Source organism: Pedobacter sp., from assembly GCF_040513095.1.
Classification (GTDB): Bacteria; Bacteroidota; Bacteroidia; order Sphingobacteriales; family Sphingobacteriaceae; genus Pedobacter.
In genome coordinates this window covers 24,907-48,829 of sequence record NZ_JBEVDX010000094.1, presented here as the reverse complement: position 1 = coordinate 48,829, position 23,923 = coordinate 24,907, and the positions used below count along the sequence as shown (strand labels likewise).

At 42.9% G+C, this 23,923-nt stretch carries 20 protein-coding genes; 11 read left to right on the top strand and 9 right to left on the bottom strand.

Translation table 11 applies throughout. The features are described from left to right. Window positions 1-72: 72 nt before the first annotated feature. The 5 genes from ABWY16_RS11395 to ABWY16_RS11375 form a co-directional block, all read right to left on the bottom strand. On the bottom strand, window positions 73-1,098 hold the full coding sequence (locus ABWY16_RS11395) for a sensor histidine kinase (protein WP_353904770.1): 1,026 nt from the start codon (window positions 1,096-1,098) through the stop codon (window positions 73-75). 72 nt (window positions 1,099-1,170) lie between these two features. Next, the gene (locus tag ABWY16_RS11390; RefSeq protein WP_353904769.1) at window positions 1,171-1,935 is read right to left on the bottom strand and encodes a TIGR03915 family putative DNA repair protein; all 765 of its coding nucleotides are present in this window, start codon (window positions 1,933-1,935) and stop codon (window positions 1,171-1,173) included. Between the two features lies 1 nt (window position 1,936). Then, window positions 1,937-3,193 carry a putative DNA modification/repair radical SAM protein gene (locus tag ABWY16_RS11385; RefSeq protein WP_353904768.1) on the bottom strand — a complete coding sequence of 419 codons (1,257 nt, stop codon included), beginning with the start codon at window positions 3,191-3,193 and terminating at the stop codon, window positions 1,937-1,939. A 74-nt stretch (window positions 3,194-3,267) separates the two neighbouring features. Continuing rightward, window positions 3,268-3,924 carry an HD domain-containing protein gene (locus tag ABWY16_RS11380; protein WP_353904767.1) on the bottom strand — a complete coding sequence of 219 codons (657 nt, stop codon included), beginning with the start codon at window positions 3,922-3,924 and terminating at the stop codon, window positions 3,268-3,270. 14 nt (window positions 3,925-3,938) lie between these two features. Continuing rightward, a complete protein-coding gene (locus ABWY16_RS11375; protein ID WP_353904766.1) occupies window positions 3,939-4,223 on the bottom strand; it encodes a helix-turn-helix domain-containing protein in 285 nt (94 codons plus the stop codon). A gap of 359 nt (window positions 4,224-4,582) precedes the next feature. On the opposite strand from ABWY16_RS11375, the gene ABWY16_RS11370 reads away from it, so the two are divergent. The 3 genes from ABWY16_RS11370 to ABWY16_RS11360 all read left to right on the top strand — a co-directional run bounded on the left by ABWY16_RS11370 (window position 4,583) and on the right by ABWY16_RS11360 (window position 8,322). Then, window positions 4,583-4,792 carry a hypothetical protein gene (locus tag ABWY16_RS11370; RefSeq protein WP_353904765.1) on the top strand — a complete coding sequence of 70 codons (210 nt, stop codon included), beginning with the start codon at window positions 4,583-4,585 and terminating at the stop codon, window positions 4,790-4,792. Window positions 4,793-4,911: 119 nt separating this feature from the next. Then, window positions 4,912-6,102 (top strand): HlyD family secretion protein, encoded by a 1,191-nt coding sequence (locus tag ABWY16_RS11365; protein ID WP_353904764.1) that lies wholly within the window; start codon window positions 4,912-4,914, stop codon window positions 6,100-6,102. A 3-nt stretch (window positions 6,103-6,105) separates the two neighbouring features. Next, entirely contained in the window at window positions 6,106-8,322 is a 2,217-nt protein-coding gene (locus tag ABWY16_RS11360; protein WP_353904763.1) for a peptidase domain-containing ABC transporter, read from the top strand. On the opposite strand, the gene ABWY16_RS11355 is transcribed toward ABWY16_RS11360, so the two are convergent. After that, window positions 8,319-9,557: a THUMP domain-containing class I SAM-dependent RNA methyltransferase gene (locus tag ABWY16_RS11355; protein ID WP_353904762.1), complete on the bottom strand. Its 1,239-nt coding sequence runs from the start codon at window positions 9,555-9,557 to the stop codon at window positions 8,319-8,321. The two genes, ABWY16_RS11360 and ABWY16_RS11355, sit on opposite strands and share 4 nt — an antisense overlap. Before the next feature lie 71 nt (window positions 9,558-9,628). Between ABWY16_RS11355 and ABWY16_RS11350 the strand changes: the two genes are divergently transcribed. The 4 genes from ABWY16_RS11350 (at window position 9,629) to ABWY16_RS11335 (ending at window position 15,196) form a co-directional block, all read left to right on the top strand. Further along, the gene (locus ABWY16_RS11350) at window positions 9,629-10,000 is read left to right on the top strand and encodes a DUF3127 domain-containing protein (protein WP_353904761.1); all 372 of its coding nucleotides are present in this window, start codon (window positions 9,629-9,631) and stop codon (window positions 9,998-10,000) included. Between the two features lie 302 nt (window positions 10,001-10,302). Next, window positions 10,303-12,129, top strand: coding sequence for a sensor histidine kinase (locus ABWY16_RS11345; protein ID WP_353904760.1), 1,827 nt, complete (start codon window positions 10,303-10,305; stop codon window positions 12,127-12,129). A gap of 1 nt (window position 12,130) precedes the next feature. Next, window positions 12,131-12,826: a response regulator transcription factor gene (locus ABWY16_RS11340; protein ID WP_353904759.1), complete on the top strand. Its 696-nt coding sequence runs from the start codon at window positions 12,131-12,133 to the stop codon at window positions 12,824-12,826. Window positions 12,827-12,928: 102 nt separating this feature from the next. Next, the gene (locus ABWY16_RS11335) at window positions 12,929-15,196 is read left to right on the top strand and encodes a helix-turn-helix domain-containing protein (protein ID WP_353904758.1); all 2,268 of its coding nucleotides are present in this window, start codon (window positions 12,929-12,931) and stop codon (window positions 15,194-15,196) included. Between the two features lie 30 nt (window positions 15,197-15,226). Here ABWY16_RS11335 and dapF read toward each other — a convergent pair whose 3' ends face one another. After that, on the bottom strand, window positions 15,227-16,039 hold the full coding sequence (gene dapF / locus ABWY16_RS11330; protein ID WP_353904757.1) for a diaminopimelate epimerase: 813 nt from the start codon (window positions 16,037-16,039) through the stop codon (window positions 15,227-15,229). Window positions 16,040-16,328: 289 nt separating this feature from the next. Here dapF and ABWY16_RS11325 point away from each other — a divergent pair, with 289 nt between their 5' ends. From ABWY16_RS11325 to ABWY16_RS11310, 4 genes are all read left to right on the top strand, one after another. After that, window positions 16,329-17,873 carry a S1C family serine protease gene (locus ABWY16_RS11325; RefSeq protein WP_353904756.1) on the top strand — a complete coding sequence of 515 codons (1,545 nt, stop codon included), beginning with the start codon at window positions 16,329-16,331 and terminating at the stop codon, window positions 17,871-17,873. A 202-nt stretch (window positions 17,874-18,075) separates the two neighbouring features. Next, window positions 18,076-18,756, top strand: a complete 681-nt coding sequence (locus ABWY16_RS11320) for a succinate dehydrogenase cytochrome b subunit (RefSeq protein ID WP_353904755.1) — start codon at window positions 18,076-18,078, stop codon at window positions 18,754-18,756. A 26-nt stretch (window positions 18,757-18,782) separates the two neighbouring features. Further along, complete coding sequence (locus ABWY16_RS11315) at window positions 18,783-20,762, top strand: fumarate reductase/succinate dehydrogenase flavoprotein subunit (protein ID WP_353904754.1); 1,980 nt, start codon at window positions 18,783-18,785, stop codon at window positions 20,760-20,762. Between the two features lie 23 nt (window positions 20,763-20,785). Next, window positions 20,786-21,556, top strand: a complete 771-nt coding sequence (locus ABWY16_RS11310) for a succinate dehydrogenase/fumarate reductase iron-sulfur subunit (protein ID WP_353904753.1) — start codon at window positions 20,786-20,788, stop codon at window positions 21,554-21,556. Between the two features lie 145 nt (window positions 21,557-21,701). Here the strand turns inward: ABWY16_RS11310 and ABWY16_RS11305 are convergent, their stop codons facing one another. After that, window positions 21,702-23,498 carry a TonB family protein gene (locus tag ABWY16_RS11305; protein ID WP_353904752.1) on the bottom strand — a complete coding sequence of 599 codons (1,797 nt, stop codon included), beginning with the start codon at window positions 23,496-23,498 and terminating at the stop codon, window positions 21,702-21,704. After that, the gene (locus tag ABWY16_RS11300; RefSeq protein WP_353904751.1) at window positions 23,495-23,872 is read right to left on the bottom strand and encodes a BlaI/MecI/CopY family transcriptional regulator; all 378 of its coding nucleotides are present in this window, start codon (window positions 23,870-23,872) and stop codon (window positions 23,495-23,497) included. Before ABWY16_RS11300 ends, ABWY16_RS11305 begins: the two co-directional genes overlap by 4 nt. Window positions 23,873-23,923 lie beyond the last annotated feature (51 nt).

Genomic DNA, 23,923 nt, shown 5'->3' with positions numbered 1-23,923 from the left:
ATGGTACAAAAGTAGTAAGGCAATGTTAAGTTAATGTTAAGTGTTAACATATCCCTTATATTTCTCAAATATTTAACCCAGTTTCTGTAGCGTAAACGCAAATGTTGTACCGATTTGCAGGGTACTTCTTACCGAAATAATCTGTTCGTGGGCCTCAAGAATATGCTTCACTATGGCTAAGCCCAGTCCGGTTCCGCCTACCTCGCGCGAACGGTGAGAATCTACCCTGTAAAAGCGCTCGAATAATCTGGAAAGATGTTTCTCGTCGATTCCAATTCCGTCATCTGTTACTTCAATAAGGTACTGGTCATGCAATTCAAAAATCTTGATTGCCGTTGAACCACGTTCTTTACCATACTTTACAGAATTGGAAATCAGGTTGATCATTACCTGACGGATTTTTTCACGGTCTGCCCTTACAAATGCAGGGTGTGTATACTTTTCCTTAAAGGATAGTGAGATGTTTCTTTTTTTAGCTTTATCCTCCAGCCCTTCCATTACTTCTTTGGCCAGCAGCACAAAATCGAACTTCTGATAGTCGATAGGTATTTCACCAGATTCCAGTTTAGAAATGGAGTCGAGGTCGTTGATAAGGTAACTGAGGCGTTCAACGTTCTTTTCTGCCTTCTGCAGAAATTTCACAGCCATTTCCGGATCGTCCAGCAGGCAGTCCTGCAAGGTTTCGATATATCCCTGTATAGCGAATAGCGGAGTCTTAAATTCATGCGAAACATTAGACAGAAACTCTTTTCTGAACTGCTCCTGTTTTTTCAGTAAGTCGATTTCGTTTTTCTTGGCACCGGCCCATTCTTTTACTTCCTGTTCAACATCGTTGATCGGATCAGAACTTACATATTCTCCGAGTGCATCTTTCAGATCTTTACCCAGTTTGAGGTTATGGATCAGCTTATAGATCAGCTTGATTTTAGAATAGATATATTTTTCCAGCAGGTAATAAAACAGGATAAAACTGGTGGCAAAAGATATCCCAAATGAGACAAGCAGGTAATACCAGCTTTGCTGAAAATGAAAATTTACCAAGGCTATTGAAAGCGCGACCGCAAGGGCAGTAATGAGAACCAGTACACTTAACTTCATGAAGGCAATTTACGAGTAAATTTTACAATATTCCTACATTAGCCATGTGAATGCTAACTATAATATTTACAATTATTGCTGTTTCTCTGTCAGATATTTCCAATACCTTTTTGGTACATGCTGCACATGCAGTTTAGTGTTTTTTCTGGCTACTATATTTGCGCTTTTAAAATAATCTTTCCATAGTACAGCATATAAACCTTCTTTGTCGGATAAAGCAGCAGCGGAAGGTTTGAGGAGATTCTGCTGTCCGTTAAATTCCATTTTGATTTCTTCAACCTTCTCCAGGTCATAAAACAATCCGTATTTTCTGTTGATATCATAAATGATCCATTGCTGATCGGCATAGCGGTTTTTAAAATGGGTCATAATCAGCGGCAGGACGTTAAAATCAGGATCTATTCCGCAATAAAATATACCATCCGCAGTTTGCTGAAAGCGGATAAATGCTTCCATCCTGTGTTTTTCCCGCTCCACTTTTATTGCCGTCTGGCTGATGGCAAGGACATAGGGATTTCCATAATTGTTTTCCGCTCCCGGATCGGCAGAAAAAATATAACAGGCAAATTCAAATACTGCTGTATAGGCCTGTTCTGTTTCTGCAAGGTACGTACAATAAAGCCTTCGGATCCATCCTTTTGGTAATTTTGACTGCAGTCCTTTCCATACCCTGTCGGCCTTGCGCTCTTCAGAAAAAATATCCAGGTGCACAGAAAAAGCATCAGGCTGAAAGGCGGCTTTGCTTACCAGCCGAACAGGGCCCGGCTTACGCTCAAACCATTCGAACACCGCACAAAGCAATCCCTCCAGGCTACCGTCAAATACGTAGGTTTCCATATTAAAACAGGATAAGCTGACTGGTGTCGTTTTTAATATATTTACTCTGGCTTTCAGCGAGAATAAACGATTTGATTTGGGTACCCTGGTAATCCTTCAGCTCATAGGGGCTATCTGCACATTTGATAAAATGTTTGGCCCTGTTGTAGGCTACGCCGATTTTTTGCAACTGATCGATGCGGAGTTTTCCAAACTTCCTGGCCTGCACTATCTTTTTTGCTGATCCTACACCAATACCCGGGACACGCAGGATTACCTTATAAGCTGCTACATTGATATCTACAGGAAAGTGCTGGAGGTTACGCAGCGCCCAGCTTAATTTCGGATCAATATCAATATCCAGGTGGGGGTTTGCATCATTTAGCAATTCATTTACATGGAACCCATAAAAGCGCATGAGCCAGTCTGTCTGATATAACCTGTTTTCACGGATCAGTGGGGGCTGTGTACCCAACACTGGCATCCTGCTGTCGTTACTGATGGGGATATATCCGGAGTAGTAGACTCTTTTTAATGAAAAGTTCCTGTAAAAAGCATCTGCGGTATGCATAATATCTTTATCAGTTTCAGGAGTAGCACCGATCACCATTTGTGTGCTTTGCCCGGCAGGCACAAATTTAGGCACACTTCTGATTAGTTTGCGTTCTTCTTTAAACTGAATAATCTGGTTTTGTACAAACCCTAAAGGCTTGATCACATCCTGATGGCTCTTATCAGGTGCAAGTAGTTTCAGACCGCTTTCGGTTGGCATTTCCAGGTTAATACTCATCCTGTCAGCATACAAACCTGCTTCCCTGATCAGTTCGTCGCTTGCCCCCGGTATAGTTTTAAGATGGATATAACCATTGAACCGCTCTTCCAGTCTTAATTTTTTAACAACCCTTACCAGGCGTTCCATCGTAAAATCGGCATTCTTAAAAATCCCGGAACTAAGGAACAGTCCTTCGATATAATTTCTGCGGTAAAAATTCATTGTCAGCTCCACCACTTCTTCAACGGTGAAAGCTGCGCGCTCAATATCGTTGCTTTTGCGGGACACGCAATAGGCACAATCAAATATACAATGGTTAGTGAGCAGGATCTTTAAGAGCGAAACGCATCGTCCATCTTCAGTATAAGTATGGCATATGCCGGAAGCATGGCTGTCTCCCAAGCCCTTATTATTGTTTTTCCGGCTTCCGCCACTGGAAGAACAGGAAACATCGTACTTGGCTGCGTCAGCCAGGATATTGAGTTTTTCTCTAATGCGTTCAGACATAATACTATATTTGCTAACAAATATAGTATTTTATTGCTATTTAATTTAGCTTTTAAGCACTCCTGAGGAGAGTACTATCTCCCTTCCCATTCAGCATAAAACTGATCAAGGTAAAGCAGCATGAAATCATGCCTTTGCTGTGCGAGTCTTTTCCCTGCGCTGGTTTTCATCAGGTCTTTAAGGAGAAGCAGTTTTTCGTAAAAATGATTGATGGTAGGGGCGGTGGAATTCTTATATGCTTCTTTACTTTGATTAGGCATGCTGGGAATAGCCGGGTCATACATTGTCCTATTTTTAAAGCCCCCATAGGTAAAAGCTCTTGCGATACCAATCGCACCAATGGCATCCAGGCGGTCGGCATCCTGGACAATATCCAGTTCCGGAGATTGAAAACTTACGCCTGATAAACTGGATTTATAACTCAGGTTCCTGATGATCTGCTGCACATGCAGGATTACATCTGCCGAAATGCTCAGTCCACGCAGAAAATTTCCTGCCGTTAGCGGACCAATTTCTTCGTCTCCATTATTGAATTTACTGTCGGCTATATCATGCAGCAATGCAGCAAGAGTTACGGTGAGCAAATCTCCGTTTTCCTCTGCATTGATGTTTAAAGCCGTTTTATAAACTCTCTCAATATGGAACCAGTCATGGCCGGCTTCGGCCTGGGCAAGGGTTTCCTTTACGAAAGCAATCGTTTGTTCTACTACAGTATCAAAGTCCATCTGCATGGACCAAAGATAAGCTAACTGGACTTAAATTTCAACGTATCGGTTGCAGGCGGATCCAGTTTAACAGTTACCCTGTGATCTACACAGATCAGCTGCATCACTTCAATATCAAGTATGATGGCAATCTGAAATAACCTGTCTAGAGTAATCTTACTATATCCCAGTTCAATTTTGCTGTAGGCGTTCTGCGAAATCGACAGTTTGGCCGCAAGGTAATCCTGTGTATAATTTCTATACTCTCTAATCTTTCTGATGTTGCCTGCTACAACTTTTGGTTTTAAATCAATTGGGTCTTTCATAATCTAATTTTTTAAATCGGATTTGGTAATTAACGAAATATTTAAAGTGGCGGATTTCTATATTTTTATTTTATCATTAAATAGGGGCTGAGTATCAATTGATACGGGTGATTTGCTTACGTATTATAACGCCTAAAAGTTGATGTAACAGCCACAACCACAAGGGGTAATCTATTCCTGTAGGTTGTTCCATAACTTCTGAAAAAAAAATCCTGTCAAATCATCTTCTCGTTCTATTATTTGAGATAGCACCAGTATTTTAAGTTTATCCAGGAGTAGCCGAAAACCTGAAAGATAGTAGGCATGAACCAAAATTTATGAAAAAACGTATGAATTTTCAAGAGTTGAACCAAAATGAAATGACAGAAATTAACGGTGGCGCATTATTAGGTGGTACCAATCTGATCCAGGGTAATCTTGTTGGTCCGGTAACTATTGGTAATCTATTGTCGCTGAGTGTAAACTCACAGTCAGGAGTAACAGCTTTACTGGCTACAGGACCACTTACCAACCTGACTGGCGGGCTTAATTTAGGAAGCCTTTTGAAGGGTCTTAACCTGAGTATCTAAGCACCGACCGTTTGAACTAAACACCCGGTAAACAAAGGGAGAAACATTAGATTTCTCCCTTTTGCTTTTCATCTTCCCGGGTCAGGAAAAGCATCTGCGTCACATTTTAAAGAAACTATATGAATCAAGACCAATACATTTTTCCCCAGGAAATTGTTGAGAACACCGCAGAATTCCATTTTCAGACCCATCGCTCAGGAACCACTGTTATTTACCAGGCAATATTGGTGCTGCTGTTTGCTGCATTTCTTGGGTTGTTCTTCATAAAAGTAGATGTCAATGTAAAAAGTAACGGATTGTTTCGTCCCGTATCAGAACGCAATGAGATTAAATCTCTGGTGTCTGGCAGGATAGATTCAGTATTTATCACCGAAAATACCCGTGTAAAGGCTGGCCAGGTGCTCTTCACAATGAAGCGGGAATCCCTGGAAGGTAAAAATGATATGGCAGCCCTGCAGCAGCATGATATAAGGGCTCAGCTTAGTGATCTCAGCGCCTTGATTGCCGCCAGCAGAGGAGATGGATGGTCCCGTAAGCTGGTGCTCCAATCAGGTTTATACGGGCAGCAGTACAGCTATTTCATGCAGCGCATGGCAGAAGCACGATCCAGGTATCAGATGGCACAGAGAAATTTCGACCGCTATCTTTATCTCTATCAGCGCAGAGCCATCTCGTCACAGGAATATGAAGATGCGAAAATTAAGGCTGATAACATCTTTAATGAACTTTCACTGATTGGAGAAGATCAGGGGAGTAAGTGGCAGGCAGAATTTAATGCGCTTAAAATCCAAAACCGTGAACTCAACTCACAAAACAGACAATATTCGGAAGAAAAGGAATTCTACACTCTGAGAGCTGCCGTAACTGGCTCTGTGCAGCAGCTGAAGGGTATACAGCCCGGAAGTCTTGTGGCAGCGAATGAAATGCTGGGCGAAATATCCCCGGATTCCGGCATTATTGCCGAAACCTATGTCCTGCCAAGGGATATAGGATTACTCAAAAAAGGCACGAATGCGAAATTCCAGGTTGATGCCTATAACTATAACCAGTGGGGAATGGTAAAGGGCAAAGTGATTTCTGTTTCCAATGATATTTTTATCGACAATGGAAAGCAGCCCTATTTTAAGGTAAGGTGTTCCCTGGATCAGCATGAACTAACACTTAAGAATGGTTATGTAGGCAAGATCCGAAAAGGAATGACCTTACAGGCCAGGTTTTTTGTTACCCGGAGAACACTCTTTCAACTGCTGTACGATAAAGCAGACGACTGGCTGAACCCAAATGTTACTTCAAATCAAACGACAAATTAACGCATGAGCTCAAAAGAACCTATCTTCCGCAAACATTTCTTCCTGAAAAAAAATACCAAAAGGACAAATGTAAAGCAGCATGACGTGACCGATTGCGGTGCCGCATGCATAGCTTCTATAGCCGCCTACTACAACCTGGACCTGCCTATAGCCAGAATCCGCCAGATGGCATCTACAGATACAAAAGGCACCAATATCCTGGGACTGATAGAAGCCTCAGCCCGTATAGGTTTTACAGCCAAAGGCGTAAGGGCAACGTACGAAAATCTGCCAAACATCCCCCATCCGGTGATTGCGCATGTGAACCAAAATAATATGGCGCATTATGTGGTGATCTATAAAATCACTTCATCCCATCTCGAAATCATGGATCCCGCATACGGGGAAAGGCAAAAGATTAGACCGGATGAATTCAAAAAGAAATGGACAGGTATATTGGTCTTACTGCTGCCTGGAGATGATTTCTCTGCAGGAAACGAAAAGATTAGTATTGAGCAGCGGTTCTTTTATCTTTTAAAACCCCATCGTTCAGTATTGTTGCAGGTACTGGCAGGATCAGTATTTTATACAATACTGGGTTTATCATCTTCGATTTTCCTTCAAAAAATTGTAGATAATGTGCTGCCCGACGGTAACATCAACCTGCTCAACCTGATGGGTACGATAATGATCGGGATTATACTCCTGCAGATCTTCATCAATCATGCAAAGACAGTGCTCACCATTAAAACCGGACAGCAGATTGACGCACGCTTGATTCTGGGATATTATAAACACCTGTTGAAACTGCCCCAGCAGTTTTTTGATACGATGAGGGTTGGAGAGATCATTTCAAGGATGAATGATGCAGTAAAGATCAGGGCCTTCATCAATGATGTACTGGTAGGATTTGCGGTAAATGTGTTTATTATCTTTTTTTCATTTGCGCTAATGTTTACCTATTACTGGAAACTGGCGTTGATCATGCTGATCGTAGTGCCGCTGTATGCACTCGTCTATTATTTCTCCAACAGGCTGAACAAACATACCCAAAGGAAGCTGATGGAAAAAACTGCAGAACTGGAGAATCAGCTGGTAGAATCTGTTACTGCTGTAAGTACTATCAAACGGTTTGGACTGGAAGAATTTACCAATCTGAAGACCGAAATCAGATTTGTCAATTTACTGCGGACGATTTATACTTCGGGCATGAACTCTTTATGGCTGGGCAATGCCGGCGGATTTATCTCCAGTTTGTTCTCGGTAATCCTGCTGTGGACAGGGGCAACTTTCGTGGTAGCCAATATGATCACTGCGGGGGAACTGCTTTCATTTTATGCAATCATTGGCTATTTTACAGGACCGGTAGTTAGCCTCATTGGGATGAACAAGGTCTTACAGGATGCCCGCATTGCAGCCGACCGCCTATTTGAGATCATGGACCTGGAAAGGGAAACTACGGAAAACAAGACGGATCTAACGGTAGACATGCTGGGGGATATCCTCTTTAAAAACGTTGGTTTCAGGTATGGTACCAGGGTCACTGTTTTTGAGGATTTCAGTTTGCAGATCCCGCGTGGCAAGATCACCGCCATTGTTGGGGAAAGCGGATCGGGGAAAACCACGCTGCTGTCGCTGCTGCAGAACATTTATTCCTTGCAGTCGGGCAGTATACAGATTGGTGATTTCGACATAAAGTACATTACAAACAGCAGCCTCCGCAGGATTGTAGGTGTGGTGCCACAGGACGTGCATCTCTTTGCCGGAAATGTGATTGACAATATTGCCCTTGGCGATCTGGAGCCCGATATGAAAAAGATTATCCGCATTTGCGGGGAGATCAATATCCTGGAGTTTATTGAGAAACTGCCCAATGGATTTGAAACCTGGCTTGGCGAAAACGCAGGAAACCTTTCTGGCGGACAAAGGCAGCGTTTGGCAATAGCCAGAGCTTTATACCGTGAGCCTGAAATCCTTATACTGGATGAGGCTACTTCCTCACTTGATTCTACAGCAGAAGAATATATCTATAAAACGATTGCTTATCTGCGTGGGAAAGGCAAGACGATCATTCTCATTGCGCACCGTTTAAGCACAGTGGTAAATGCCGATCAGATCTGCGTACTGAATAACGGAAAGCTTATTGAAGAAGGCACGCATCCGGAGCTGCTCAGGCGCAATTCATCCTATGCGGCCATGTGGCAGAAGCAGTTTCCCCTGCCGGAGCAAGCCGGAGTTTAATCTTCCGGCTGTTGTTCTGCTGACCGGGCCTGTTCTTCTGCTTTGTAGGGTTTTGGCTGTGGCCTTTCTTCGTCTGCACGTTTGGAGCCATCGTACAATTCATATTCCATCATGCGGCAATCTAATTTACCGTTATAGAATTCAACTTTTCTGGATGCTTTTAAACCTATCTTTTTAGCAAGGTCAGGGTTGCCGGTAAAAATGTAACCGCTATATCCTTTACAATCTTTTTTCATGAAATCACCGATACGTTTGTAGGTAAGTTCCAATTGTGAGTGCACACCCAGACGTTCACCATATTCAGGGTTAAACACAACTACGCCTTTTCCGCCTTCAGGAACCGGAGTGTCTGCAAAATCACAAACTTCGAAGGTGATCAGCGTATCTACCCCTGCTGTTTTGGCATTTTTACGGCTGATATCTACGGCATCCTCAGATAAATCTGAAGCTACGATCTGCAGGTCAACATTTTTAATTACCTGGTCTTTCAGGATGCGGCGTTCAGCAAAGAACACTTCTTCTTCATACCCTATAATATGCATAAAGCCGTAGTTCATTCTGAATAATCCCGGGCGGCGGTTTGTAGCCAGTAAAGCAGCTTCAATAGCTAAGGTCCCTGAACCACACATCGGGTTGATGAAAGGTGATTTCTGATCCCATTTGGTGCTCATCACTACACTTGCAGCGAGAGCCTCGAGCATAGGGGCCTTTCCGGGTATTTTACGATATCCGTGTTTGGCAAGTGTTTCTCCTGAAGTATCCAGAAAAATATCTGCTTCATCATCTTTCCAGTAAAGATGGACTACAGTTTTATTGGCATCTGATCCGGAATTTGGACGGATACCTTTTTTATCCTTGATCCTGTCTACGATCGCATCCTTTACTTTCAGGTTGGTGAATAGCGGAGTGGTGATCGTTGGATTGTCAACATTTGAAGTAACGGAAAAATAACCTGCGAAATCGATCAGGTCTTCCCAGGCAATATCCACTACCTCGCGGTAAAGTTCTTCGGGATTGTTTACTTTAAAACTGCCGATACAATATAGGATCTGACTGGCACATCTAAGATTGAGGTTCAGTTTTATACATTCTGTCAGTGTGATATTAAGTTGAACCCCTGTCTGGAAATCTCTTACGATTTCATAGCCAAGCGCTTGAACTTCTTCCACCAGGTATGGTGAGAGCCTTTTGTTACAGGTGATGATCACCTTACTTTTGTTGTGGAAAACTTGCATAATTTATTGTGCGAAGTTATCAATAAAAATATAGAGATTTGGACTAGTAAGTAGAATAAAAGCGTATTGTTATGGAATTAAAAGGAAAAGTGCACGAAATCGGTGCATTACAACAGGTAAGCGAGACTTTTAAAAAACGTGATCTCATCATTGAGTACGCGGAAAACCCAACTTATCCTGAATATATAAGGTTTGAAGCTTTGCAAGACAAAACTGCTTTGTTCGACAGCTTAAAAACTGGTGATGATGTAGAAGTTTCCTTCAATCTGCGTGGCCGCCCATGGACTGATAAAACTGGAAAAACTTCTTATTTCAACAGTTTGGTAGTTTGGAGAATCAATGCACTGACTAACAGTGCGGCAGGTGCCCCTTCAACTCCGCAATATGCTCCACCGGCAGATTTGAACAACGCGCCGGGTGAAGAAGATGATCTGCCATTTTAAGAACTTTTTTATAGGAAACAAATTGTACCAGAATGCCGGAAATTAATTTCCGGCATTTTTTTGTGGGTTAAATCTTGTCAATTTGTTTACCTCAAATGACTGGACATTGTCCGGCCCCCAACCGGGTCACAACCGGTGCTGAACCGGTCGGAGGCAAATAAGCGCCGCTATTGCACCGGATCTCATTCCGTTCTGTTGCGCGCTTGCCCAAAGCCCTTTCAACCCTTTGAATATTACTGTGTTAAAAATTGTTAAAATAGTGCTTATCAGCTTACTCTTCCTTATTTTTGACCCTGTAGATAATGAAGAAAAAAAGCCTTTGGCTGATTACCGGACTCATGACCATAGCCTTGCTTGGTGTATTTGTAATGCAACTGTATTACATCAGGGAAGCATATCGGCTTAAATCACAGCTTTTTGAACAGGAAGTAAACCAGGCACTCAGTGCCGTGGCCGATAAGGTTCAACGTCTGAATGCCGTAAGCCGCATCACCAAAACGGACTACGAGTGGCGCATCAAAATGGAAAATCAACGCCGTGACAGAACACGCCGGCTGATTGATCTCGACCAGAAATTTAAAGAAGAAGAGCGGAAAAGAAAATACGATCAGCAGAAGCAGATGATTGACGAACTCAATTATCAGGATGGCATGATCAGAAAAATGTATCTGAGTCCCACGATTATTTCAGAAGCTGATTTCTTTGCCCTGGCTAACCAGGCTACTACGCCGCTGAATGTAGATGTGAATGTCGGTTTCGATGAAGACCTCAATATGATCGGCAGCAATGTACGCAAGGTATTCAGGATTGGCACTGCCAAAACATTTAATCTGGAACCGAAAAAACTTCCTGACAGCATCCGCTACCTTGTGTATAGCAGCAATGATGGCCGGCCCCTGCGGATCTCCCTGCCCAGCCTGAATGCTGACATGCGGGCAAAGTTCAGAATAGAAGATGAGATTGCCGCAAGAAGACGAAGCAATGCATTGAGCGAATTGCAGGCAGATACAGTAAAGCTGATCAACGACGGGGATTTCAACGTGCTCGAAGCTGCAGCAAAGGAAATGAGCCAGCTGGATATCCCGCTGAATGAGCGGGTAACAAAAGCCACGCTGGATACTCTTCTGCGCGCTGAACTGCTCAATAAAAATATCCAGCTGAATTACGATTTCTGGCTGAAAAGCGTAACGCGCGATTCTGTCCTCTTTAGTAAAGTCAATTTTATCAAAGGAGAAATCCTGCCGGCAAATACGTTTAAAACAACCTTGTTCAGCAATGATGTGATCCGCGATCCGGGTATGCTGTATATCAATTTCCCGGACCGGGAATCCCTGATCCTGAATAACCTTAAAGTAACCATGGCATCATCAGGAGCATTGTTGCTTGTTCTGATCTCTATTTTCTCCTACACACTGTATGCGATACTGAGACAGAAAAAGATCTCTGAAATGAAGACGGATTTCATCAATAACATGACCCACGAGTTTAAAACCCCGGTATCCACTATCATGATCGCCAGCGAGGCACTCAGAGATCCGGAGATCCTGGAAGATAAAGCCCGGATCGGACGGCTTGCCGGAATTATTTATGATGAAAATGTACGCCTTGGTAACCATATAGAGCGGGTGCTGAGTATTGCGCGACTGGAAAAAAAAGAACTGAAGCTCGAAGAAGAAGAGGTAGATATGAATGCGCTCATCGCCGCGGTGACTGACAGCATGAGTCTGCAGCTGCAGAAAAAGGATGCAGAGGTTACGCTAAATCTGAATGCAGCACATCCTGTAGTGAAAGGTGACGAACTGCATCTTTCAAATGTGCTGTACAACCTTATAGACAATGCTAATAAATACAGCATAAATGCACCAAAAATTACCATCAGTACCAGAAATTCCGGTAAAAATCTCGTAATAGAGATAGAGGACGAAGGGATTGGAATGACGAAAGAGCAAAGTAAGCGTGCATTTGACCAGTTTTACAGGGTGCCTACAGGCAACCTGCATGATGTAAAAGGATTTGGACTGGGCCTGAATTATGTGTTGGATATCGTTACACAAATGAATGGAACTATCAAAGTGCGCAGTGAGAAGGACAAAGGAACACAATTTGAAATAATTATACCCCTGAATTAACATGAAGAAAATTCTATTGGTCGAAGATGATCCTAATCTAGGGATGCTTTTGCAAGATTATTTACAGCTGAAGGGCAAATTTGATATCGTTTTATGCGTGGATGGCGAAGAAGGCCTGCGCGCTTTTAACAAACAGACTTTTGACCTCTGTATCCTGGATGTGATGATGCCGAAAAAAGATGGTTTTGCCCTGGGCAAAGAGATCCGTAAAATGAATGAAAGTGTGCCGATTATTTTCGCCACTGCAAAGGCAATGATGGAAGATAAAGCTTCGGCCTATGATCTTGGGGGCGATGATTACATCACAAAACCTTTCCGCATAGAAGAGCTGTTGCTACGGATCAATGCACTGCTCAAACGGGCCTCGGTAAAAGAGGTGAAGCCAGCAGAGCCGGTACAGTGCCAGTTCCAGATCGGAAGTTATTCGTTCGACTATACTACTCAGATGATACAGCACAACGGTCAACAGCAGAAGCTGTCGACTAAAGAAGCAGAACTCCTGCAACTGCTGTGTTTAAAACAAAATGCAGTGCTGACTAGAGAAGAAGCTTTGCTGAGTATCTGGCATGATGACAACTATTTCAACGGCCGAAGCATGGATGTTTTCCTTAGCAAGCTGCGCAAATACCTGAAAGAAGATCCAAAAGTGGAGATCCTGAATGTACATGGCAAAGGCTACAAGTTGCTGGTGAATTAATTAATTACACTCAGTGTTTTTATTTAATGACGAATAATTAATTGAATCTATAATTAGTTTGTTCCAATCTTTAGTACCTTTGCTTCAAAACTGTTGCAAAATATGTCTGAATACAACCCCGCTGAGATTGCTGCTAAATTCATCAATTATACCTCCCGGCATATTTTCCTGACCGGAAAGGCCGGAACAGGAAAAACTACCTTCCTGAGGAATCTGATTGAACTGACGCACAAAAAAGCCGTGATTGCCGCCCCTACAGGGATTGCCGCAATCAACGCCGCCGGGGTAACCATTCACTCACTTTTTCAGCTTCCCTTTGGCACTTACCTCCCTAAGCAGCCAACGGCAGAGCATCCCAATCAGCAGTACAATACGCCAAGATCTATTGTGCGCCATTTACAGATGACCAGCACCAAGAGAAGGATCTTCCAGGATCTGGAACTACTGATCATCGACGAGGTGAGCATGCTCCGTGCGGATCTTCTGGATGCCATTGATATGGTACTGCGTTATATTAGAAAGAACAATGCCAGCTTCGGAGGTGTACAGGTTCTGTTTATCGGCGACCTCCATCAGTTACCACCGGTAGTAAAATCCAATGAATGGCAGCTGCTGGGAGAATTCTACAACAGCGTATATTTCTTTGACGCCCATGCGCTGCAGCAAAGTCCGCCGGTTTATATTGAACTGGAGAAGATCTACCGTCAGGCAGATTCGGTATTTATCAACCTGCTGAATAACCTGCGCAATAACGAGATCACGCCAGGGGATGTGGAACTGCTGGAAAAATATTACAAAGCCGGTTTTGTGCCTGCAAAGGAAGATAAATATATTACGCTGACTACGCATAACCAGCGTGCAGATACATTAAACAAGAAAAGCCTGGATGAACTGGATGGTGTATCCTATCTTTTCCAGGCCAGCATAGAAGATGAATTTTCGGAAAGCTCTTTTCCGGCAGAACGTATCCTGGAACTGAAGCTGGGAGCCCAGATCATGTTCATCAAGAATGACCAGAGTGGCGACCGCAGGTTCTTCAACGGGAAAATCGCCACTGTGATTAATCTGAAGCCCGACATGATCGAGGTAGAAACTGAAGGTGAAAGAGAGCGTATCGTCCTTGAAAAGTATACCTGGAAGAATATCAAGTATACCAATCATAAAGTGACCAATGAGATTGAGGAAGAAGTGATCGGTAAGTTTATTCAATACCCGATTAAACTGGCCTGGGCGATTACTGTCCACAAAAGCCAGGGACTTACCTTTGACAAGGCGATCATCGATATCGGCAATGCCTTTGCTCCGGGACAGATCTATGTGGCTTTATCAAGATTGCGTTCGCTGGACGGGTTGGTACTGACATCCCAAATTTCCAAAACGGGAATCCGTCAGGACCAGAATGTCTCTCATTTTTCAAAGAATAAACAGCAGGAAGAAGAACTGAAGATCCAGATCAAAGCGGAGAGTGAAGCCTTTCTCAGAAGCTACCTGCTGCAGTGTTTTAACCTCACGCCGCTCGATAACTATGTATATGAGCATGTGCATTCTTACAGCAAGGATATCAATAAATCCGCCAAACAGAAACATGTGAAATGGGCACAGGCACTGTTAAAAGAATTGAGTGAGATCAGGGGGAATGCGAATAAGTTTCTTGCCCAGATACAGCGCCTTAGCCATGATCAGACACCAGAAGGGTTATCTGCAATGCTGCTCAGGACTACAGCTGCGGAGAACTATTTTAATCCTTTATTGCTCGATCTGTCCAAACGCATTTTTGAAAGGATGGAACTGGTGAAACAGGATAAACAGGTAACTGCTTTCCTGACAGAACTACTGGAAATGGAATCCCTGTTTTATGAACAGTTCAAGAAGATCAGGAAGGCAACAGCATTGCTGCAATCCACAATCAACGGGACAGAATTCACTAAAAATGATGTAGGCTTGCTGTTAAACCAGGCGGAACGCGAGGAACAGATGAAAAAGGTATTTGCTATGCCGAATAAAATGGACTTCAATGCAAAAAAGGAGAAGCCTAAAAAGACTGCAGCAGCTAAAGCTCCTAAAGAACCAAAAGAAGATACCAAAGAGGTTTCCCTGGAGTTGTTCCGTAAAGGCAAAAGCATCATGGAAATTGCTGATAAGCGGAAGATGGCTGTGGGTACAATTGAAGGGCATCTTGCCCATTACGTAGCCCGGCAGGAGCTTGATGCAAAAGATATCCTGGGCAGAAAAAAGCTGGAAAAGATTCTCGAAGCAATTAATGAACTCAAAACGGTGAACCTGAATCCACTGCGGGCCCAGCTAGGTAACAGTGCGACCTTTGGAGAAATCAAGATCGGTATTGCCGCGCATCTTGCTGGAGACAGTTAACGATTTGGCCCCGATCAGGATCTATAAAAACTAGAGTTTAACGTCTCCCTCAAAAACAAGCTCAGCAGGGCCGCATAAAAAGATATTGCTGAAATCCTGTCCGTTGTAATCAAATTCAATACGCAGTTTTCCGCCTAGCACTGTGATATCAGTTTTTAAACTGCCTGTCTGATCGTGTGCTTTGGCCATAGCAAGAGCAACGGCAGTAACACCTGTTCCGCAAGCATAAGTTTCATCCTCTACACCGCGTTCAAAGGTGCGGACAAAAAGATGATCACCTTTATCTTCTACAAAGTTCACGTTAATACCTTCAGCTTTATAGGTTGCGTTGTTACGGATTTCTTTCCCTAATGTGAATACATCCATATCTTCCAGATCTGCAACCTGATTCACATAATGAGGAGAACCTGTATTCAGCACATATGCTGAACCATCATTTGCAATATCCTTAACATCAATCATCTGTAGTTCAACCCAGTTACCCTCTGCTGAAATTTTGGCATAATGCGGCCCGTCAACTGCCAGAAAGTTAGTCTCTGTGTCAATAATTCCTAAGTGCTTTGCAAACGCTACAATACATCTTCCGCCGTTGCCGCACATGCTGCCGATGTTACCGTCAGCATTGAAATATAACATCTCAAAATCGTAGTCAGGGTGGTCCTGCAGCAACATCAAACCATCACTGCCAATTCCAAAACGCCTGTCACACAATTGCAGCACTATATTGTTATCTTTATATTGGAAATCAAGTGAACGGTTATCTACCAGAACGAAGTCGTTTCCAGCGCCCTGATATTTATAAAAATGTGTATGCTGCTGATTTGAAGGGGTATGATTTAACATTTTTTAACAATTTATGTGATGCTGTGCTGATACAAATATCGGTGTAATGGTATTAAATTTGAATATAATCCAACGAAATTAACAAATGATACCATTATATGACATATCCGGCCCATCATCGTTAAACCTAAACAGGGGATCCTCAGTCGAATAAAGCGTTCTTCATCTACTGAAAGACAGTAAAAACCCGAAAATGTAACAAGCATATGAAACATTAATACGCTTAACAAATCTAATAAACCAGGAAGCCCTTAAAGCTTCGTAACAAATTTTAAATAACAATACACACATGAAAAAAATAGCATTAATCGTTTTCGCTGCATTCATAGGAGGTGCAGCAGCAATCGGAGGTTATAAAATGCTGGAAAACAAAACCAGCGAGCTCACACTGGCTGAAAAGCAAAATGTTCTTTTTGCAAGTAACCCCTCAGCGGGTATTGCATCAACGGGTGCGCCCGACTTTGTACAGGCAGCAGCAGCAGTTTCTCCGGCTGTAGTACACATCAAAACTACATTCAGTTCCGGCGGTTCCAGTGAAAGCGGTTCACCAATGGATATGATGGAGGAATTCTTTGGTGGCGGCAGAAGTGGCAGAAGATCAAGAGTGCCAAGAGCAGCCTCTGGGTCTGGTGTGATCCTTACACCTGATGGTTATATCGTCACCAACAACCACGTCGTAGAAAATGCAGAGAAGATCCAGGTGATCCTGTCTGACAGACGTAAGGTAGAAGCCAAAGTAATCGGTAGAGATGCCAATACAGACCTTGCCCTGATTAAAGTAGATGCAAGCGATCTTCCTGTAGTAAAAATGGGTAACTCCGATAACGTACAGGTTGGTGAATGGGTACTTGCAGTGGGGTTCCCTCTGGATCTGCAAACTACAGTTACCGCAGGTATCGTAAGCGCTAAATCACGTCAGATTGGGATTTTAGGCAGGGAAAAACAACAGCCTACAGAAGAAGAATATGAGGAATATCAGCGTACAGGTAAAGTTCCTGTAAGAGCAGGTAACAGCGCAATTGAGTCATACATCCAGACTGATGCTGCCATCAATCCGGGAAACAGCGGAGGTGCCCTTGTAAACGCAAACGGTGAGCTTGTAGGTATCAACTCGGCAATTGCTTCTCAAACCGGTACAAACGAAGGTTACGGTTTTGCTATCCCTGTAAACCTGGCCAAAAAGATCCTTGAGGATTTCAAAAAATATGGCAGCGTGAAACGCGGATACGTAGGTGTTACTTTCCAGGAACTGAATGCTGATGTGGCAGAAGACCTGAAAATTGATGACATCAGCGGACTCTACGTAAGTGATGTCATGCCAAACGGTGGCGGTGCAGCAGCTGGTATCAGAAAAGGTGATATCATCAAAAAGGTAGAAGGTAAAGAAGTTTTCAACTCACCTGACCTTCAGGAAAAAATCGGACGTATGAGTCCTGGTGATAAAGTTATGCTTACAATTGCAAGAGAGGGTAAACTGCAGAATGTAAACGTAACGCTGAAAGGCGACGCCAGCATAGCCACTAAACCGAAAACTATCCTTGCGTCGAGAACAACAGGGACTACTCTTGATAAACTGGGGGCTACTTTTGCTCCGGCTTCAGCTGCAACAAAAGCAAAGTTTGGTGCCAAAAGCGGTGTGATCGTTACAGCGGTAGAAGAAGGTAAACTATTTGATTCCTTCGATATCAGCAAAGGACTGCTGGTAACTGCAGTAAATGGTAAGCCTGTAAACAGCGCTAAAGATGTTGAGGCAGCATTGCCAACTTCCAGAAATGGTAAAACTACGATCTCAGGTGTAGGCCCCAACGGCAACTATACTTTCAGTTTCAACTAAAATTTTAACGGCTGTATCTTCTTAAAGGGGGCAATGAAAATTGCTCCCTTTTTCTTTTTATATGCGTCATAATCAATTATTACACATTGCGACGTAGAACGTTTCTAAATAGCTTTTTTATTACTAATAGATGATATTCGTGTTTAAATTAAGTCATTTATTAAATACTTTTGCAGGAATAGAACTCAAATATAAAAATCTAATGGCTAGTTTCGGAAACGCTTTTTCCTCATCTATAGGAAAAAAACTAATAATGGGTATCACCGGCCTGTTCCTAATTTTATTTCTCATCGTACATTGTTTTATCAATTCGTTGATATTCCTGAATGACGGTGGTTTAGTATTTAACCTTGGTGCTAACTTTATGGCTACCAACTGGCTGATCAGGGGCTCAGAAGTAATTCTGATGCTTGGTCTGATTGTACACGCAGTACAAGGCCTTCGTCTCACATTCCAGAACCAGGCAGCACGCCCGGTAAAGTATGCTGTGAACAACGGAAGCGCAAACAGTAAATGGTATTCCCGCTCAATGGGCTTACTGGGAACTTTGTTGCTGATCTTCCTGATCGTCCATTTGTCTAACTTCTGGATCGTATCACGTTTTACAGGAATTCCAACTGAAGATATAAACGGTCGCGAAAATCTATATGCGGTGATGCAGCAGGCTTTCCAGAATATCTGGCTGGTAGTTTTATATGAATTGGCGATGGTTTCTCTTTGTTACCACTTACTGCACGGTTTTGCTTCGGCATTCCAGACATTGGGTTGGAACCACAGAAAGTACAGCCCGCTGATTAAAGGCTTTGGTGTATGGTACTCAATCATTATATCGTTGCTTTTTGCAGCTATGCCTGTGGCATTTTATACAGGTCTTATTAAATAATTTCGAACGTATAACGCTAATATAAAATGGCAGATTTTAATGCAAATATACCGGAAGGGGAACTAACCGTAAAGTGGACTAAACTGAGGTCTTCAATGCCTCTGGTCAATCCGGCTAATAAAAGAAGTATAGAAATAGTAGTAGTAGGTTCAGGACTGGCAGGTGCTTCGGCAGCAGCTACACTGGCCGAAATGGGATATAAAGTTAAATGTTTTTGTTTCCAGGATTCTCCGAGAAGAGCGCACTCTATCGCGGCTCAGGGAGGTATCAATGCTGCGAAAAACTACCAGAATGATGGTGACAGTGTTTACCGTTTATTCTATGATACAATTAAAGGTGGTGACTACCGTGCCCGCGAAGCTAACGTTCACCGTTTAGCTGAAGTAAGTACAAGTATCATCGACCAGTGTGTGGCACAGGGTGTGCCTTTGGCAAGGGAATATGGTGGATTACTGGATAACCGCTCATTTGGTGGTACTCAGGTTCAGCGTACGTTCTATGCAGCAGGACAAACCGGTCAGCAACTGCTATTAGGTGCTTACAGTGCATTGGAGCGTCAGATCGGTATGGGTAAAGTAGAAATGTTCACCCGTCATGAGATGCTTGATGTAGTAGTGATCGAAGGTAAAGCACGCGGTATTATTGCACGTAACCTGATCACTGGTGAACTGGAACGTCATTTTGGTCACGCTGTATTGCTTGGATCCGGTGGTTACGGAAACGTATTCTACCTTTCTACCAATGCAATGGGCAGTAACGTTACTGCAGCATGGAAAGCACACAAAAAAGGTGCATTCTTTGGCAACCCTTGTTTCACGCAGATTCACCCTACATGTATCCCTGTATCAGGAGATCACCAGTCTAAATTAACACTGATGTCTGAATCCCTTCGTAATGACGGACGGATCTGGGTACCTAAGAAAAAGGACGATACGAGGAAAGCATCTGAAATTCCTGAAGACGAAAGAGATTATTACCTGGAACGCCGTTACCCTGCTTTCGGTAACCTTGTACCACGTGATGTAGCTTCGAGAGCAGCTAAGGAGCGTTGTGATGCAGGGTATGGTGTAGGTAAATCCAAACTGGCAGTTTACCTGGATTTTGCTGCAAATACTGAGCGTTACGGTCGTATCGAAGCTACAAAACATAACATTCAAAATCCTGACAAAGCAACTTGCGTACGTCTCGGACTTGAGGTGATAAAAGAGAAATATGGTAACCTGTTTGATATGTATGCACAGATTACTGGTGAAAACCCGTATGAATTGCCAATGCGTATCTATCCGGCGGTTCACTATACCATGGGCGGTCTTTGGGTAGATTATAACCTGATGACTACTATCCCTGGTTTATATGCTTTGGGTGAAGCTAACTTCTCAGACCACGGCGCTAACCGCTTAGGTGCATCTGCATTGATGCAGGGATTGGCTGACGGTTATTTTGTAATCCCTTACACTATCGGTGCATATCTTTCAAAAGAACTGGCTACAAAACCAATTCCATTGGATCACCCTGCTTTTGTAGAAGCTGAAGCGAGTGTAAGAGGAATCTTAGAAAAATTTGTCTCGATCAAGGGAACTAAGTCTGTGGATTTCTTCCATAAGAAATTAGGTCTGATCATGTGGGAGAAATGCGGAATGGCACGTAATGAAAAGGGACTTACTGAAGCGATTGCAGAAATTCAGCAGTTGCGTAGAGATTTCTGGAGCGATGTACGTGTTCCGGGTGTGATCAATGAATTCAATCCTGAACTGGAAAAAGCTGGTCGTGTGGCCGACTTTATCGAGCTGGGAGAGCTGATGTGTATAGATGCACTAAACAGAAATGAATCCTGCGGTGGTCACTTCCGTGAAGAATACCAGACTGAAGAAGGTGAAGCTTTGAGAGATGATGAAAACTATGCTTACGTTGCTGCATGGGAATTCAAGGAAGGTGTGAAATTTGAACTCCATAAAGAGGAGCTTAAATTTGAAAACATCAAGATCGCACAAAGAAGTTATAAATAATCTAGTACTAAAATATCCATACCATGAGTACAGGAAATATGAATTTAACGCTGAAAGTTTGGCGTCAGAAAGATAACAAAGCCAAAGGTAGTTTGGTCGATTATAAATTATCAGAGATCTCTCCGGATATGTCCTTCCTGGAAATGTTTGATGTGCTGAACGAGCAGTTGATCACAAAGGGTGACGAACCGGTTGTATTTGACCATGATTGCAGGGAGGGTATCTGCGGTTCATGCTCAATGTTTATTAACGGCAGACCGCACGGGCCAAAGGATCTGGTAACAACTTGCCAGCTGCACATGCGTTCGTTCAAGGATGGGGATACTATCGTTGTTGAACCATGGAGAGCAGCAGCTTTTCCGGTAATTAAAGATTTAACGGTAGACCGTACTGCATTTGACAGAATTATCGCCGCAGGAGGCTTTATTTCAGTAAATACCGGGAATGCCCAGGATGCCAATGCACTTCCGATCCCAAAAATTCAGGCAGATGCTGCTTTCGAAGCTGCGGCTTGTATTGGTTGTGGTGCCTGCGTTGCAACTTGTAAAAATGCATCAGCTATGCTGTTTACTTCGGCTAAGATTTCCCAGCTGGCATTATTGCCACAGGGACAGCCGGAAAGGTACCGCCGTGCACAAAGCATGGTTGCCCAGATGGATGCTGAAGGTTTCGGAAACTGTACCAATACAGGTGCCTGCGAAGCAGAATGCCCTAAAGGAATCTCTCTGGAGAACATTGCAAGGATGAACAGAGATTTTTATGCTTCAAAATTTGTTTCTGAGGAAGAAGTTTAATAAATTTAGAGTCTACGAGACAAGGATTTAACACAAAAACCCCTGCTAAATTTTAGCAGGGGTTTCGTGTTTTCAGGAGCTTTGTTTTAGAGCGCGGCTTTTGAACTTATTTTGGCAGTGCAATGTCAATACTATGGTCACTTGATTACGGATGTCCCTGTATTGGAGATTCTGCAGTTGAAAATGTATTATCCTGCTTACTTTTTTTAGTAGTGATCATGACAGCTGCATTTGTCCATTCGGGAACATTTCCAGTCACTACGGTTTTATCCTTTTCGACCCTGATTGATTCGATAGTATTAACGTCGAGCTGGTTCATTAAAGTAAGAGAGCTTTTAACTCCATCAATATAAACAAGAGGATTATCTTGTTTACTAATGCGAATCCTCCTGCCGGCCAGCGAAACGTCAGATGCCTTCAGCTTTGCCGGACCGCCTGAGCTAATCGTCTTAGCACCGTCTTCAGGCTTCACCCCTGCGGGACTTCCTGAAGGGATTGTCTTCGCTCCATCTTCTGGTCTGGTACCTGTCGGATTTACAGAAGGAGCTTTATTCATATTTGGTTCAACTCCTTTATCTTTTGAAAGGCTAAAATTGATTGGGAGGTTTAATTGCACCCGAACAGGCTTATTATCAACAGTCCCCGGTATCCACTTTGGAGAATTTTCCAGTAACCTCACCGCTTCTTCATCGGTTCCGCTTCCCAGTCTTCTTACTACTTTAACATCGCTGATACTACCATTCTTTTCGACAATGTAAGATAGAAATACTTTTCCCTCGACATTTTTTTCTATCGCTTCTTTAGGGTATTTACATGCTGCAGCCAGGTATTTATAGAATTTCTCCATACCCCCCGGAAAAGATGGCGTTGTCGTCGTGGAATTGAAATCATATGGCTTTTCTTGCTGCGCCGGAGAAGTGGAGGAGGTATTTGCCTTATTGCCGGCTTTTGTACCTGCTGGCAATTTTCCTGTTGCTTTAACAGTTTTAATTTGAAGGCGTTTCTGTGGTGTATCAGCCTCATTAAAAGTATTAGCTGCGGCAGCATTACTTGCGCTATTGCTGACTGATGCAATAATGACCGGCGCCTTAATTTGTTCAGCGATATCTTTGATATTTTCATTCCTGCTGATCTTGGCAGATGACAACAGAAGCATTCCCGCAAATAGCGGAAGAAAGAGGCCATACTTTAGAATGGCGGTCCTGGTAGATCTTTGTTTATTCAGCATAATTATTCTTTTTTTGATAAGTGACTTTGAAAAAAAACTATTGGTGAGAACGCTCTGGTCTACCTTTAAAGCCTTACACAATAAAAGTATCGCATAGGATTCTTTATCTCCCTCCAGTTTGGCCGCATACTCATCAGCCAGGTATTCATGTATGTTTTTAATGGAGAGTTTATATTGGTATATTACCGGGTTACACCACAAAACTATGGCAAGCAATTCAAAAAAAATCACATCAGCAGTATGATACTGACGGATATGTATATCTTCATGCCCATGGATAGCTTTCTGCCCGGGCAGCTTTCTGTCAATCACTTTTGTACCGAAAAATGAAAAAGCCATACCTTCAGGGTTTGCGCGGATCAGCAGACTGACATGAAATAAGCGCCAGATTAAACGTGCTGCAAAAAAGACAATGCCACATATATAAATCGCTGAAATCAATCCTCCCCAGTTGAAGCCAGCGTCTGGTAAAATCTTTGCGTCTGCAACGAGTATGTCCAGCTGTCCTGCGCTGATAACGATACCAGCATTTGCCGACTCTGGCAGTATCCATTCCGGTTTAATAAAAGGGATGAGCATAGAAAGCGTTCCCGCTGACAGCAGATAAATCCTGTTGAGTACAAACCAGGTTTCCCGGTCCAGGAATATCCTGTAGAAGACGTAAAATATAACGATGTATATGTTTACTTGCAAAAGATAGTAGGCCCAGGTCATTTTGATTTTCCTTTAAGTTTGCTGATCATTTTGAGAATTTCATCCACATCATTTACATCCATCTTTTCTTCCTTTACGAAGAAGGAGAACATGCTTTCTACGGAGTTTTCAAAATAGTTGCCCAGTAGCTTTTCTGTAGCATGTCGCTTGTAATCTTCCTTAGAAATCAGTGGATGATATTGATGGGCTTTGCCAAAAGCAGTATGGCCGATAAAACCTTTTACTTCAAGTATTCTGATGATAGTGGATACAGTATTGTATGCTGCCTTAGGTTCAGGCAGGAATTCCATCACTTCTTTGACGAATCCCTTTTCTATCTGCCAGATGACCTGCATGATTTGTTCTTCAGCCTTAGTAAGATCTTTAATTTCCATAGTATTGTGAGTGTTAGCTATATAATGAACTAAGATTATAGTTAAATGTAT